The following is a 14666-nucleotide window of genomic DNA, read 5'->3' on the forward strand; positions in this document are numbered from 1 at the left end:
TCTTTCTAAATAAAAACCCAATGGAGCTTCAACTCTGTTGGGTTTTCTTTTTTAGCACTAATGAAAGACGGACACTCGTATCAACTACCAATTTAACTGTTCACCATCGTAAGCGTAGAAGTGCCCACTGTTATCCGGTGTGGCAGTGCGAATAATATCGACCAACTGATGGGCGACATAGCTTGACTCAAACAACTTACCTTCAGGGACATTGGTCTGAAAAGGCTTCGACAGAGCTGTGTCTGTCGTGCCCGGGTGCAGAGCCAACACGGTGCCTTTCTTAATGGTGCGTTGCCATTCGATCGACATGGTTTTGATGAACATATTTAGGGCTGCTTTCGATGAGCGGTAGCTATACCAACCGCCTAATCTGTTGTCTGAAATACTGCCAACCTTTGCGGATACCACAGCAAACTTTGGATTGTCGCTCGCTTTAAGTATCGGCGTGAAGTGTTTTGCTAATAACAAGCTGGGCAGGGTATTCACAGAGATGTTTTTGAGGAAAAAATCAGGGTCGATGGACGACAAGTTTTTCTCCGGTCCAAGATCTGGAGTGTGGAGCATACCCACGCAGTTGATCAACCAATCAAGTTGTTCAAACTCAGAACTCAAACGCTTGATATCAGCTTCATTGGTCGCGTCGACTTTGTGCCAGGTCAAGCGATTGTTTTCTAGTTCCGGCTGTTGAGAGTGGTAAGTCGCGTCTACATGCACATCAAGAAAATCAAACCGAGAGAGCTCAGATAATAGGTGTTTAACCACAGCGAAACCAATACCGCCGCTCCCACCGACCACCAATATGTGTAATCTGAGTTGCTCCACCATTATAAGTTCTCCAAGTTTGTGATTCGTTGTTCAGCAGTATCGAGAATCGCTTGTTGTGATTGCTCATCCATGTTGTCCCAAGAGCGATATAACATGCCCATACGTGGGTTGCGGTTTAACGCATCGCGGTGCTGGTCCATAAAGCGCCAATACAAGCTATTGAAAGGGCAAGATTGCTCGCCGCTGCGTTCTTTTATCTTGTAGTGACAGCCTTTGCAGTAGTCACTCATGCGGTTGATATAGGAACCGCTGGCAGAGTATGGTTTGGTTCCGACGATCCCGCCATCCGCAAACAGTGCCATACCTCGCGTATTTGGCATTTCAACCCACTCAATCGCGTCGACGTAAATACCGAGGTACCAACTGTCTACTTGGTCAGGGTCTATGCCTGTGATTAAACAGAAGTTGCCAGTGATCATTAACCTTTGGATATGGTGCGCGTAAGCAAACTCAAGAGACTGGTCGATCGCATGCTTCATGCAGTTCATCTTGGTTTGTCCGTCCCAAAAGTAATGGGGCAGTTTGTTGTTTGCTGAGTAATGATTTTTGTTGGCGTAAGCAGGCATATTCGCCCAATAGACGGCGCGTATGTACTCTCGCCACCCCAGTATTTGGCGTACAAATCCTTCGACCTGTGCAATATCGATGCTTGGCTTATCTGGTGAGCTGTCTCGAAGACAGGATGCTTGGTAGGCCGACAGTGCTGCATCAATCACTTCTTTAGGGCTCAGCAGTTTACTGTTCAGCGAGAACGATATACGGCTATGATACAAGCTCCATTTAGAGTCGTGCTCTGTCGTCATCGCATCTTGAAACTGCCCAAATAACGGCAAGCAGACTTGGCAGAAATGAGCGAGTAGAGACAAGCTTTGTGCGCGGTTCACCGGCCATAGTAACTGGTTACCGACTTGACCAATGGTTTGTACTTGGTGACGTTCGATACGTTGCAAAATGTCGGTTATATCATTGGTAAACATCAGCGGCTGAGGTAGGTTTTCGATGTCTTGTTTCTTGAGCTTATTTCGATTGTTCGCGTCGTAATTCCATTTTCCGCCAACGGGCTTTCCGTCTTCTAGCAAAATGTCGAAACGTTTTCTCATTCGGCGATAGAAGTGTTCCATCATGATGTGTTTGTCTTTTGGAAACTGTTGTTCTATCTCCTCGAATGGAAAGAGGAAGTGTTCTGTATCACAACAACCTTTGGTCGCATTGGTCAGCTTGAGCTTGTTCATCTGCTCTAAAAGGCGATATTCATCTGGCCTTTGATATTCGAATTTCTCTGCGCCGAATTCGTGTACATAGTGCTTTAGAAGTGTGTCTAGGTTTTCAAATTGCGTTGTGTCGTCAAGAGTAAGGTGTAGTACTTGATGACCTTGTTCTTTGAGTTCGTTAGCGAAGTAACCCATCGCACAGAAAAACGCGGCCACTTTTTGAACGTGAGAGGCAACATAATCTGTTTCTTGTTTTAGCTCAGCAATGATGTAAATAACGTCATCGTTAACCTGTCTAAACCATGAATGCTCAATGTTGAGTTGGTCACCTAATACAAGTCGTACCGTTTTAAATTTCATAATGCGTCCTGGTTTGTGAGGCTTGTTGTGACTGCGTTACCGCCTGTCCATTGATTGATGAAGGCATGGTCTGGGTCGTACATTTCAGTACGTTAATTCAAATCGAAATGACGTGATTTGTTAATTATTAGACGCTTACGAGTTGATAGGCTGACAAGATCACAAATGATTACTCTAAGTGGGAAATAGGAGATTTCGGTCAGGATGAGTGTGTTGAAGAGGATATCAAGCCAACCAATAATACCGATAAAGGTTGGCAAAGCCGGTTATTTTTGAGTGTCGAACTGGAGCTTCTATTCCATAGGAACAACGAGAATATCGATAGGGGAAGTATCGATGATCTGTTTAGAATGGGAGATGAGCTTATGCCAAAAATCATGGTGATGGCCGCACAGCAATAGGTCAACGCCGTTTGCTTCGATGGCATTTTTGAGCTTATCGTTCAAATCACCCGTTCCCACGAAAATGTGCTTGATTGGGTGTTTGGCGTAGGCTTCAAACTCTTTCAAATGCTTAACGGCATCTTCATTGATGGGTAAATCACCGTCATTTCCCTGAATATCAACGAGCTCTGGATAAATTTCTCCATGCGTACCATCGATATAAACAAATGAAATGCCAGCCTCCAGTTTATCAGCGAAGAAGGTCGCTCTATCAATGAGAATCTTGGTGTCGTCAGACAGTTCAAGTGCGACCAGAATATGTCGGTAATCCATAATTAAAGCCTCTTGTTGTGAGTTATGTAACAAGCATAGTTTCTGTTGACGCAAATGATATCGAAGAGATCTCATATTCCGTAAAATCATCATTCAATGTTCTTCTAAGCACTATCGTATTTATATCGCTTTGATTGGTAAGAAATTTACAAAAGGTTGATATAGTGGTTTAAGCGCTAGCTTATGCTGTTAGATAGGCTTGATAGTTCAATGCGCCAATAACGAAGAGGCATCAATGACAGCACTACTAACCATTCCCACTCGAACATTAGGTTTCGACTACGATATTGAGATCCGAGACTGGTCTCAAAAGCTCGTCGGCTTTCATGTGTTTGAAGATGGTAGACGACCGCTTGATGGAGGCATTGGGCTGAGCCTCAACCTTGTTGAACAGTTTGACGTGAATGGTCGTTGGCTAAATTCATTACCTGCGCGTTATCGTGAAATCACCGACGACTTTCCAGAATACCAATACCAGATGTTGTGGCTTGCTGCGAATACTTATGAAGCCGCGCAATTGCTTGAATTAAGGCCTGTTATTTTGGCTTTGATCTGCATGAAATACAGTGTCGACAACAAGAAAGCACTGGCACTAAGTCGCTTAGGGCAGAAGAAGATCCTTACCAAGTTGGGCTTAGACGGCAGCAAGGCGACACTCAAATTCATCGACAAGCTAGAGCTTCATTACAATGTTGGTGATGAACTCGACCACATTGTTCGTATTCTCGAACCGCTGCAAAGACGAGTCCTTAAGTTTAAGCATTACTCAAAAGTAGGCTACACAGCGCTGCGTTTGGACCAAGTTCATCCATTTCTAACCGGCAGTCGATTGGGCATTGCGATGGTGGAAGAGGGCAGACTTAATGCACCGTCGAAGATGGCGATGTTCCAAGATGCGATATTGCTAGGGCAAGATTTGGAAATGGATGATCCACTGCGCGCGATTACCAGCCAGAATTCTTTTGCGATGTTTGAACAACTGCATGACCGCTGGACGGAACAGCGCCAATTACGCCGCTTGGAGGGTAATCGCCCAATGGATAAAGACATTCCTTATCCCGTTCCTTTACTCGGCAATGACAATATTCATCCGCTCACGGATTATTACGATCTTGAACACGAAGGCATAGAGCAGAAGCACTGTATTGGTGTGTATCATAACCGAATCATGAGCGATCGTTATGTGGTGTTCCGCATGCTCAAACCTCAGCGTTTAACTATAGGTTTACGCCGCGTCCCGAGCAAAGCATTTCCTTTTGAAATAGACCAAATCTGCGGAAAGCGAAATGCACCGCCGTCGGAACCCGCTCGCCAAGTGATTCACGACTGGTTAGAAGCGAGTAAGCAAAAATATCCTAAGCAATAGCCATTAAGTAGAAGGAATACAGGATGTTTCAACAAGGCGATCTTTGCCCTCATTGTGGTTTGATTATTGTGATGCCTACGGATCTGCAAGGTGAATGCCTAGGATGCGGCGAAGAAATTAATCAAGACCCAGCAGACGATTACGACGAAGAAGAGTAGCTTTACCTACACTTAGATTAAACAAGGCTAGGATAGCCGAATTACTCTCTTTAAAAGGACGGAAAAATGCAGAAAGTAATCTTTAGAAATTGCGATGAAAACTCACCTTATTGGCATGAGTTAGAGGGCTTATTTCAAAGTGAATGGTCTGATTTCAAGTTTAAAGATACATATAAAGAAAACGTACAACTCCCTCCAGTAATAACAGTACTTCGCGATAATGTGGTCATTGGTGGCTTGGCGTATTCCTATTTTCAAGAACCTCACCAAGTTCGTGATGTAGTGTGGATCAACGCTGTGTTGGTCGACCCTCAATGGCGCGGTCAAGGCATTGCCAGTGAACTGATTAATCGTGGTGTCAGACAGGTTTCTTCTGCAGTGCAAACTCAACTCTACGCGTACACCAATATCATGGGTCTCTACCAAGGGCTAGGTTGGTCAATCGTAAATATCGAATCAGAACCGAACCATAAAGTGATGAGTATTGAGCTTAATCGATAAGCTCGGAATAAAAGCCTGATATTAGTTTATCTGCCGTTCGAGTAATGAATTTCTCCCTTTCATCCATAATGCATAAACCTGTTAAATTTTCGTTGAAACTCATGCCGTTATCGCCTTTAAATCAAACAACTAGCTGTTGATTAAAACGATCAAGACGATTTATTGCAGCAGTTGTTGAGCACAAAGCCTATATTGACTAGAATGACGCACTTTTTTTATTTACGTACATACAGGTAATGAACATGAGCGATACTAATTCAAGACCAGCTTTACCAGATCATCTTGCAGGCAACCCACGCAGCCCACACCACGTTGCTGAGTGTTTCGAATACCCAATCGGCATTCGTCTAAATGGTAAAGAGCGTACTGATGTTGAAGAATACTGCATCAGCGAAGGTTGGGTTAAGATCCCTTCTCCAAAAGCGCTAGATCGTTTTGGTCAGCCAATGCTTATTACTCTAAAAGGCACAGTAGAAGCTTTTTACATCGACGCATAATCATGTCGTGTGGCTAGCTAATACATCGACGCATAGTCACGTCGTGTGGCTAGCTAATACTTCGAGTAATTAGCTAATGTTTGCTTAATTAGCCAACATCAAGCCACCAAGCGTTATTACCTAAAAGGGTCTAGAGAAATCTAGACCCTTTTTGTTTGCATTGATTTTAGCGAACTTCTTTAACCAATAGCCCAAACCACCTTCATAACTCCACAGATTCAACCAAAATTGTTGTTATTCACTATGCATTCTCAGTAATAACAAAGTTGTTGTTGGTTGATTTATGTTCGCTCGCTCTTTTTGGATTTATTCGTACTCGAAAGTTCTGATGTTTAATTAAACAGATACAAACAAAAATATGAAGCGCAGTCTAATTAAATGAAACTAATATGCTGTATTTAAAGTTATTTTTTGTTAATAACCACCTCTATCACAGAAATTAATCCTGAAGCACATACAATTCCCTTGATTTCGAATGAGCGCTAAATTTCTTCGTTCGAGCATTTAAATTTTTCCTTCGCCCAATAATTATGAGGTTCCTATGTTTGGAATATTCAAACCTATGGCGCATATCGATCGCTTGTCATCAGATAAGATCGATAGCACCTACACACGACTACGATGGCAGCTGTTTCTTGGCATCTTCGTTGGCTATGCGGGGTACTACTTAGTCCGTAAAAACTTTAGTTTGGCGATGCCTTATCTAATTGAACAAGGTTTTAGCCGTGGAGAACTAGGGGTTGCATTAGCGGCGGTATCTATCGCTTACGGCTTATCTAAGTTCTTAATGGGCAGTGTTTCTGACCGTTCTAACCCTCGTTACTTCCTCAGCGGTGGCTTGTTAATGTCGGCACTGGTGATGTTCTGCTTTGGCTTTATGCCTTGGGCAACAGGCAGCATCACTGCGATGTTTATCCTGCTGTTCTTGAATGGTTGGTTCCAAGGTATGGGTTGGCCAGCTTGTGGACGAACCATGGTCCACTGGTGGTCACGAAAAGAACGTGGTGAGATAGTGTCAGTATGGAACGTTGCTCACAACGTGGGTGGCGGTTTGATTGGCCCAATGTTCTTGTTGGGGCTGTGGGCTTTTAACGACGATTGGCGAACCGCTTTTTATGTTCCTGCATTTTTTGCCACTCTCGTTGCTGTCTTTGTTTGGTTTACTGTAAGAGATACACCTCAATCTTGCGGCTTACCACCGATTGAAGAACATAAAGACGATTACCCAGACGACTACGATACGTCTCATGAGAAAGAAATGACGGCGAAAGAGATCTTCTTTAAGTACGTTTTCTCTAACAAACTGTTGTGGTCAATCGCTATTGCTAACGCGTTTGTTTACCTTATCCGCTATGGCGTACTCGATTGGGCTCCAGTTTACTTAAAAGAAGCAAAAGACTTCTCTGTAGATAAATCATCTTGGGCTTACTTCTTGTATGAGTGGGCAGGTATCCCTGGCACCTTATTGTGTGGTTGGATTTCAGATAAGTTATTCAAAGGCCGACGTGCACCTGCAGGTATCTTGTTCATGGTTCTAGTGACAGTCGCTGTGTTGGTATATTGGCTGAATCCAGCAGGTAACCCAACGGTTGATATGCTGGCACTGGTTGCGATTGGTTTCCTTATCTATGGTCCTGTAATGCTGATCGGTTTGTATGCACTGGAACTTGCGCCTAAGAAAGCAGCGGGTACAGCGGCTGGTCTAACGGGTTTGTTTGGTTACTTAGGTGGCGCGGTTGCTGCGAACGCAATACTCGGCTTTATGGTTGACCATTACGGCTGGGATGGCGGCTTCATTATTTTGGTCGGCGCTTGTGTGGCTTCAATCATCTGTCTGCTTTACGCCTTCTTAGGTGAGCGTGCGCACCATAAACAAAAAGATCTCGAACGAGAGAAAGAAGCGTTAGCTCAGTAGTGTATTTACTGAATCACATCTATAAATAACAACAGAGGCAGGTATATCCTGCTTCTGTTTTATCAAGGGAAACAATAATGAAAACAACGTCACTGTCTCTGACCTTATTAGCACTAAGCTTATCTGCAAATGCATTAGCAGATCCTTTAGTGATTGCGCATCGCGGTGCTTCTGGTTATTTACCTGAACACACATTACCCGCTAAAGCGCTCGCTTATGCAATGAAACCCGACTACATCGAACAAGATGTCGTGATGACCAAAGACGACCAATTGGTGGTTTTGCATGATCATTATCTAGACCGCGTCACCGATGTCGCGGATCGCTTTCCAACACGTGCTCGTTCAGATGGCCGTTACTACGCGATTGATTTTACGCTCGCTGAGATCAAATCATTAAAGGTGACCGAAGGCTTTAAGTTAGATGAACAAGGCAACAGAGTGGCAGGGTACCCAACGCGCTTCCCAATGTGGCAGTCTGATTTCCGTGTCGCTACCTTTGCAGAAGAAATCGAGCTGATCCAAGGCCTAAATAAGACCTTAGGTTATGACGTGGGCATCTATCCTGAAATTAAAGCACCTTGGTTCCATCGTCACGAAGGCAAAGATATCTCAAAAGCTGTGCTTGCAACCTTGCATCAATATGGTTACCTATCAAAAGACGACAAAGTGTATTTGCAGTGTTTTGACGCCAATGAACTTCAACGCATTAACGATGAGCTCATGCCAGCGATGGAAATGGATCTTAAGCTCGTTCAGTTGATGGCTTATACAGATTGGAATGAAACCATGACTTACAAGGGCGACAAAGCAACGCCGTACAGTTATGACTGGATGTTTGAAGGTGGTGGCATGGAAAAAGTGGCGAGTTATGCGGAAGGAATAGGCCCTTGGAAGCCAATGTTGGTGGACGATGCATCGACCAAAGATAACATCATTATTAAACCGTTAATGAAGTCAGCAAAAGACGCGGGCTTAGATGTTCACCCTTACACGTTCCGTGCCGACCCAGGAAGAATCCCAGCTTATGCTGATAACTTTGATGGCATGTTGGATGTCTTCTACAACCAAGTCAAAGTCGATGGTGTGTTTACTGACTTCCCAGACAAAGCGGTCGACTTCTTGAACCGTTAATACCCCGTCAGTTACGAGCTATTAGTAACGAGATACTAAGAGCCAAAAGCACCGACTAAAGGTGCTTTTGGTTCTTCTTTCACTTTTTGGATCTCCTTGTACTGGCCTCGAAATCCTACCTATATTCTTCTTTCTCAGCCCGCATTTTGATATTCACTCGGTTTACAGCTATAACCTGACTTGATAGGTTACTCCCAATGCAGCCAGATGCTTAATCTATAAGTGTTTATCGGCTCAACCTGATATTGAATTTGGAAAGATCATGGAAGAAAGAAGCAAAGCTTATCTTGATAGCTACCTCAACACATTACCAGCAGACGTTGCTTCGCAATACACCTCTTTCAGTGCCGACTATTACTGTGCTGATGAATACAACGCCAACCTCTGCGCCCAGTTAATTCTCAAGGGTGAAAAACAAGCGTCTTGCAGCCTTGAATATTGGTACAGCCATGAAGGCGAGACGAGACCAGTAGTTGGTCACTTGCAAGTCGTCACTGACTGGGATGGCAAGCCAGTTTGCATTGTAGAGATCACTTCAGTCTCACAGTGCAAATATAACGAAGTGACGGCGGAGTTTGCTGCTGCCGAAGGCGAGGGTGACAAAACACTCGAATGGTGGAAAGAAGCTCACTGGAATTTCTTCTCACGTGAATGTGAAGAGCTCAAAATCTCACCAAGTGAAGACATGTTACTTATGTTGGAGCGTTTTAAAGTGGTTTATAAATAGTGAAGTCCCAGCGCGTGATGTGTTGAATCGGAAGGCATGGCACTTTGACCTTCATTTGACCAACGCCAGATGATTAACAATCACAAGGAGAGTGATGTGAAAATAGCGATATTGGATGACTACCAGAACGTTGTAAAAGACCTCGATTGCTTCAACAAACTCGAACAACACGATGTCACTGTATTTACCCAGACATACTCAGAGCAAGAGCTCGTCGCTAAGTTGGTCTCGTTTGAAGCCATTGTGCTCATTCGTGAAAGAACCGAGATCACCAAAACTTTGTTATCGCAGCTCCCAAACCTCAAGCTTATTAGCCAGACGGGTAAAGTGAGTAACCATATCGACCCGCAAATGTGTGAGCGATTTGGCATCACCGTTTTAGAAGGCCGAGGCTCGCCAGTTGCGCCCTCCGAGTTATGTTGGGCGTTGATTATGGCTGCATCGCGCCACATTCCCACTTACGCTTCAAACCTTAAACAGAACCAGTGGCAGTATTCTGGCTCGTTAGGGCTAGGTCGAACTTTGAAGGGCTTAAAGCTAGGTATTTGGGGCTACGGCAAGATCGGCAAATGCATTGCACAATATGCCCAAGTATTTGGGATGCCTGTCGTAGTGTGGGGTAGCAAAGCTTCACGCGATCAAGCGCAAGCAGATGGTTTTGAAGCAGCAACAACTAAACAAGACTTCTTCCGAGAAGTTGATGTGCTTTCTTTGCATTTGCGTTTGAATGATGCGACCAGAGGATGTGTTACGGCACACGACCTAAGCTTGATGAAGCCGGACTCACTGTTTGTGAACATCAGCCGTGCCGAGTTAGTCGAACCGATGGCCCTGTATCATGAACTACGCGAGATACCGACCAAAACAGCCGCTATTGATGTGTTCGATTGTGAGCCAGTAACTACAGACTCCGAACCGCTACTGTCCTTACCAAACGTCACTGCAACTCCACATTTGGGCTATGTTGAACAAAATAGCTACGAACTCTACTTCGATATCGCCTTCGACAACATTCTGTCCTATCAAAGGGATGGCATATAGCGATAGAATTTGCCGAAAGCAATAAAAAGGTAGAGAAGTATGAGCTTAACAATCAGAGAAGTCGCGGTACAAGATGCACAAGGTATTATTGATGTATTGAATCCAATCATTATCGAAGCGCGTTATACGATCTTGGATCAGACTTTTACTGTTGATGAAGAAAAGGCATTCATTGAGTCGTTCCCTGAGCGCGGTGTATTTAGCGTTGCAGTCAACGAGACGACAAGCCAGTTGCTTGGTTTTCAGAATGTAGAACCATTCGCTAGTTACACTAAGGCCTTTGACCACGTTGGTATTATTGGCACTTATGTTGATGCAAATAGCCGTGGGCAGGGCGTTGCCAAGCAGTTGTTTGGCTACACATTCAAATCAGCCAAAGCCAAAGGTTATGAAAAGCTGTTCGCCTATGTAAGAGCAGACAACGAGCGCGCGTTAGCGGTATACCTTAAGCAAGGTTTTGAAATTGTCGGAACGGCTAAGAAACACGGTAAGATTGGCGACCAGTACTTTGATGAGATCCTTATCGAGAAGTTTCTATAGGCTCGCTTGAACATTAGATAATTCATCGTATGCAGGAGGCAAGATGACAAAGCTAATCGAATTAACAAAAATAGTCTTATTCGACTGGGGCAATACGCTGATGGTCGATTTCCCAGACGCACAAGGGAAGATGTGTGACTGGGAAACCGTACAAGAAGTGAGTGGTGCTCGTGCATTACTGGCTGAACTCTCCAAAAATCATCAAGTCTACGTTGCCACCAATGCTGGTGATTCCAGTAAAGACGACATCATTCGTGCCTTTGAGCGCGTTGGCCTGTCTCAATATATCTTGGGTTACTTTTGTAAGGCGAGCATTGGCTTTTCTAAGTTCGAGTCGGGGTTCTATCCTGCCATTATTTCTAAGCTCGGTGTTGTACCACAAGACATCACCATGGTAGGCGACACTCTAGAGAAAGACATTTACCCAGCACTTGAAGCGGGTTTGAAAGCGGTGTGGTTGAACACGGAAGGTGTTGATCTTAAGTCACAGCATCCACGTATCGTGCAAGTTCAATCCCTAAGCGAACTGTTGGAAAAGCGCGATTAACTCTCTGATATTAAGTTCAGATAAAGTGCTTGTTCGTTTTGACGCCAACGTCTCATCTCTTTGCTGTCTAATCCTCTAAGCTAAGTCTAGTTTCCACTATGAGGGCTAGGCTATGAGTATCGAACGTCACGGAATATCGGTTGGAATTGAACGTGTTAGCGGTGAAACCATCGTTGTGTTTAAAGCGAAAGGCAAACTCACACACGATGACTATCAAGCAATGATGCCAATTCTGAATACCACGCTAGAAGAACTCGATTCATCTAAACTCAAGATGCTGGTCGATATCTCTACCTTAACGGGTTGGGAGTTACGTGCTGCTTGGGATGATTTCAAACTGGGATTAGATCTCAATTCGAAGATAGACAAAATCGCGATTTATGGTGATAAAAGCTGGCAAGAATTCGCTTCAAAAGTAGGGAGTTGGTTTGTGTCTGGTGAGATTAAGTCATTCGAAGACCACGACTCTGCGCTTAAGTGGCTAGTCGATTGATACTATTCGCGGGCAGCTAGAGAGCAGTTCGTAAACATCGCCAATGACAGTTGATGAGCATTGTCTCGAACGCTGTCATTTTTCGTTTTGGTTATGATATTTCCTATTTGATTCAATAGAGTATATTCATTCCAGCGTGTAACATACGCAGGCTTTGTTTGGTCGTGACTAGTAGCGCGGTCAGATTCAGTAAGAACGAGAACTAAAACAGAAATAAGGTCTAACGACATGCATAAGGTAATTGATAAGCTGGCTTGGATATTCATCAAAGACGGCAAGCTGTTGATGGTGAGATCAAAAGGCAAAGAATTGTTCTATCTACCGGGTGGTAAGCGTGAAGCGGACGAAAGTGATGAGCAAGCACTGGTTCGCGAAATCAAAGAAGAGATCTCAGTTGATTTAGTGCCTGATTCCATCAAATACGTCGAGACGTTTACAGGCCAAGCTGATGGTAAAGCGGAAGGCGTCTCAGTGCAATTGACTTGTTATCTTGCTGATTATACTGGCGAACTGTCTCCAGATGCCGAAATCGAAGAACTTAAGTTTGTTGATGGCAACGACAGAGCGGTATGCTCATTGGCAGCACTGGTTGCGCTTGATTGGTTAGAAGCGAACCAGTATTTGGCTTAAGGTTTTAGCGGCTATTAGCTAATGCTGAAGATTGATCTTCAAAAGATCATCGCTTACGAATAGCTTGAAGGGCGGCTGTCTTTCATCAACAGGTCGAGTTTCCTTTGAGCTTTCTTCGTGTCTTGTAAATCCACCACCTCAATCATTTCACACTCATCTCGTACCATCTCATTAATCAGGCTCGGGTAGTGTCTGCAATCTTCTGGACGGTCTAAGTAAATGCTACATGTGTACTTGGCTTGAGCCTTGGTGTCTTTCGTCGGAACCAGTTCCAGAAAAGGGCAGCGAGTTAAACGTTCGCCAGATTCAGGGTCAAACCAAATCTCGCTTCCTCGAACATATTCAAAGATGTCTGGGTTGAACAGCTCCCACAAACCGATCTCTTCTTGAGTCGCGGCAAGGTCGCCATCTCCGTATTTGATACAGCATTTTCCGCATTGATTACAATCTTTCATTATCGACTTCATTGGTTGGTGAGCTTTTATCATTTTACCACTGATAGGCGTGGCACGTTGACTTTGTTGTTCATAGTTAAGCCGTTACGGGGAGGGAACATGGAATAGCGGCACTTAAAATCAACTTATCTATGCACCACCACTCCAATCAAAGCTGTAAACAGTGATACAATTTGCGCCTCTCACGTAATTCAAACAAAGGCATCAAAATGAGAACCGTATACACCACCGAAGGCAACATCAACGCAAAGAAACAAAAAGAGGCTTACCCAAAGCTCGCTTTATGTGACAAGTGCGTTGGTGACTATGTGGTTATCGAGCAAGGTGAACGAACTTACAAGCCTTGTGCTAAATGTGGTGCCGACGATTAATGCGTCTTGATAAATACCTATGTAAAAGCACTGACCTAACCAAGCCTGAAGCGATTGAACGCATCCATAATGGCGAGGTGAACGTAAACAGTGAGGCTGTGACCGATGAATCGACTCAGGTTCATGAAAGCAACACCATCTTGTTAAATGGCACGCCGCTTAAGTTGCGTGAATTTCGATACCTCTTAATGCACAAGCCTGCGGGTACTATCTGCTCTAACATCGACGAAGTTTATCCTTCATTGTTCAACTACATCGAGATAGACAAAGCATCAGAACTGCACATCGCAGGGCGCTTAGATGCCGACACCACAGGCTTAGTCTTGATTACCGATGATGGGCGATGGTCATTCAATATTACGCTGCCAACCAAGTCGTGTAAGAAGGTGTATCGCGTGACATTGTCACGAGATATCAAAGACGATGTCGCTGATAAGTTTAAAGCGGGCATTCAATTGCAGGGCGAACAAAAACCGACGCGTCCGGCAGAGCTCGAAGTGATTACCAGTAAAGAAGTGCTGTTGACCATTACAGAAGGTAAGTTTCATCAAGTGAAACGAATGTTTGCTGCAGTAGGGAATCGAGTTGTTGGCCTACACCGTGAACAGATTGGTGACGTTCGTTTGGATGTTGAAGCAGGCCAGTGGCGTTATCTAACCAAAGCCGAAGTTGACTCATTTCAGCAAGACTCTGAATAAACGCTGTAATCACTCAAAGCGTTAAGCGTGTCAGCACCAGAATATCAACACTATAAGGATATAGGATGGAAAACCTCAAAGTCTCAGAAATTAAGTCTTTTGTACCCGCGAAAGACTTCGATTTATCCAAGCGTTTTTACCAGTCAATCGGCTTCGAGCTGATGTCTGAATTTCACGATATCGCCTATCTACGACACGGCGGTTGTGCGTTCCTTCTGCAAAACTTTTATGAACCTGCGCACTGTCACAATTACATGATGCACTTGCTGGTTGAAGACGTAAAAAGTTGGTATCAACACATCCAAAACTCTAATGTAGTGTCGGAATTTGAAGTTACCGTTTCCGAGGTTGTTGAACAGCCATGGGGAATGCTTGAGTTTTGTATCACTGACCCAAGTGGTGTGCTGTGGCGTGTGGCTGAAAACATTAGGCCGCGTTAATTCATCCAACTTGCATTAAGGCCAGTGAAAACTTCAAATTAT

19 protein-coding genes are annotated in these 14666 nt (G+C 44.2%); 15 read left to right on the forward strand and 4 right to left on the reverse strand.

Translation table 11 applies throughout. The features are described 5' to 3' along the window. Positions 1–84 precede the first annotated feature (84 nt). The 3 genes from AB4482_RS17825 to AB4482_RS17835 all read right to left on the reverse strand — a co-directional run bounded on the left by AB4482_RS17825 (position 85) and on the right by AB4482_RS17835 (position 3112). Positions 85–825 (reverse strand): SDR family oxidoreductase, encoded by a 741-nt coding sequence (locus AB4482_RS17825; protein ID WP_372132361.1) that lies wholly within the window; start codon positions 823–825, stop codon positions 85–87. Continuing rightward, complete coding sequence (locus AB4482_RS17830; RefSeq protein ID WP_372181349.1) at positions 825–2396, reverse strand: cryptochrome/photolyase family protein; 1572 nt, start codon at positions 2394–2396, stop codon at positions 825–827. The genes AB4482_RS17825 and AB4482_RS17830 overlap by 1 nt, the downstream gene beginning before the upstream one ends. Before the next feature lie 293 nt (positions 2397–2689). After that, positions 2690–3112, reverse strand: a complete 423-nt coding sequence (locus AB4482_RS17835) for a universal stress protein (protein WP_017063967.1) — start codon at positions 3110–3112, stop codon at positions 2690–2692. 235 nt (positions 3113–3347) lie between these two features. On the opposite strand from AB4482_RS17835, the gene AB4482_RS17840 reads away from it, so the two are divergent. The 12 genes from AB4482_RS17840 (at position 3348) to AB4482_RS17895 (ending at position 12660) form a co-directional block, all read left to right on the forward strand. Further along, the gene (locus AB4482_RS17840) at positions 3348–4478 is read left to right on the forward strand and encodes a PcfJ domain-containing protein (protein WP_372181350.1); all 1131 of its coding nucleotides are present in this window, start codon (positions 3348–3350) and stop codon (positions 4476–4478) included. 23 nt (positions 4479–4501) lie between these two features. Continuing rightward, positions 4502–4636: a hypothetical protein gene (locus tag AB4482_RS17845; protein ID WP_017059202.1), complete on the forward strand. Its 135-nt coding sequence runs from the start codon at positions 4502–4504 to the stop codon at positions 4634–4636. Between the two features lie 66 nt (positions 4637–4702). Continuing rightward, the gene (locus AB4482_RS17850; protein WP_372181351.1) at positions 4703–5137 is read left to right on the forward strand and encodes a GNAT family N-acetyltransferase; all 435 of its coding nucleotides are present in this window, start codon (positions 4703–4705) and stop codon (positions 5135–5137) included. Between the two features lie 242 nt (positions 5138–5379). Further along, entirely contained in the window at positions 5380–5634 is a 255-nt protein-coding gene (locus AB4482_RS17855) for a DUF3297 family protein (RefSeq protein WP_017059204.1), read from the forward strand. Between the two features lie 541 nt (positions 5635–6175). Then, the gene (gene glpT, locus AB4482_RS17860) at positions 6176–7549 is read left to right on the forward strand and encodes a glycerol-3-phosphate transporter (RefSeq protein ID WP_029235560.1); all 1374 of its coding nucleotides are present in this window, start codon (positions 6176–6178) and stop codon (positions 7547–7549) included. A 77-nt stretch (positions 7550–7626) separates the two neighbouring features. Next, positions 7627–8682 (forward strand): glycerophosphodiester phosphodiesterase, encoded by a 1056-nt coding sequence (gene glpQ / locus AB4482_RS17865; protein WP_372181352.1) that lies wholly within the window; start codon positions 7627–7629, stop codon positions 8680–8682. Positions 8683–8944: 262 nt separating this feature from the next. Continuing rightward, positions 8945–9409 carry an ASCH domain-containing protein gene (locus tag AB4482_RS17870; RefSeq protein WP_372181353.1) on the forward strand — a complete coding sequence of 155 codons (465 nt, stop codon included), beginning with the start codon at positions 8945–8947 and terminating at the stop codon, positions 9407–9409. Between the two features lie 96 nt (positions 9410–9505). Next, positions 9506–10450 (forward strand): D-2-hydroxyacid dehydrogenase family protein, encoded by a 945-nt coding sequence (locus AB4482_RS17875; RefSeq protein WP_372181354.1) that lies wholly within the window; start codon positions 9506–9508, stop codon positions 10448–10450. A 39-nt stretch (positions 10451–10489) separates the two neighbouring features. Beyond that, positions 10490–10990, forward strand: coding sequence for an N-acetyltransferase family protein (locus AB4482_RS17880; protein ID WP_372181356.1), 501 nt, complete (start codon positions 10490–10492; stop codon positions 10988–10990). 43 nt (positions 10991–11033) lie between these two features. Continuing rightward, complete coding sequence (locus tag AB4482_RS17885) at positions 11034–11537, forward strand: HAD family hydrolase (protein ID WP_372181358.1); 504 nt, start codon at positions 11034–11036, stop codon at positions 11535–11537. Between the two features lie 112 nt (positions 11538–11649). Beyond that, positions 11650–12030, forward strand: a complete 381-nt coding sequence (locus tag AB4482_RS17890) for an STAS/SEC14 domain-containing protein (RefSeq protein WP_372181359.1) — start codon at positions 11650–11652, stop codon at positions 12028–12030. Positions 12031–12258: 228 nt separating this feature from the next. Continuing rightward, positions 12259–12660 carry an NUDIX domain-containing protein gene (locus AB4482_RS17895; RefSeq protein WP_372181360.1) on the forward strand — a complete coding sequence of 134 codons (402 nt, stop codon included), beginning with the start codon at positions 12259–12261 and terminating at the stop codon, positions 12658–12660. 53 nt (positions 12661–12713) lie between these two features. On the opposite strand, the gene AB4482_RS17900 is transcribed toward AB4482_RS17895, so the two are convergent. Next, positions 12714–13115 (reverse strand): YkgJ family cysteine cluster protein, encoded by a 402-nt coding sequence (locus AB4482_RS17900; protein ID WP_372181361.1) that lies wholly within the window; start codon positions 13113–13115, stop codon positions 12714–12716. 209 nt (positions 13116–13324) lie between these two features. Here AB4482_RS17900 and AB4482_RS17905 point away from each other — a divergent pair, with 209 nt between their 5' ends. The 3 genes from AB4482_RS17905 to AB4482_RS17915 all read left to right on the forward strand — a co-directional run bounded on the left by AB4482_RS17905 (position 13325) and on the right by AB4482_RS17915 (position 14624). Beyond that, positions 13325–13486 carry a hypothetical protein gene (locus tag AB4482_RS17905; protein ID WP_017059212.1) on the forward strand — a complete coding sequence of 54 codons (162 nt, stop codon included), beginning with the start codon at positions 13325–13327 and terminating at the stop codon, positions 13484–13486. Continuing rightward, positions 13486–14184, forward strand: coding sequence for a pseudouridine synthase (locus tag AB4482_RS17910; RefSeq protein WP_017059213.1), 699 nt, complete (start codon positions 13486–13488; stop codon positions 14182–14184). Before AB4482_RS17905 ends, AB4482_RS17910 begins: the two co-directional genes overlap by 1 nt. 65 nt (positions 14185–14249) lie before the next feature. Then, positions 14250–14624 (forward strand): VOC family protein, encoded by a 375-nt coding sequence (locus tag AB4482_RS17915; RefSeq protein ID WP_009846837.1) that lies wholly within the window; start codon positions 14250–14252, stop codon positions 14622–14624. The last annotated feature ends 42 nt before the right edge of the window (positions 14625–14666 follow it).

The sequence above is a fragment of the Vibrio sp. 10N.222.55.C7 genome (genome assembly GCF_041473335.1).
GTDB classification, from domain to species: domain Bacteria; phylum Pseudomonadota; class Gammaproteobacteria; order Enterobacterales; family Vibrionaceae; genus Vibrio; species Vibrio crassostreae_C.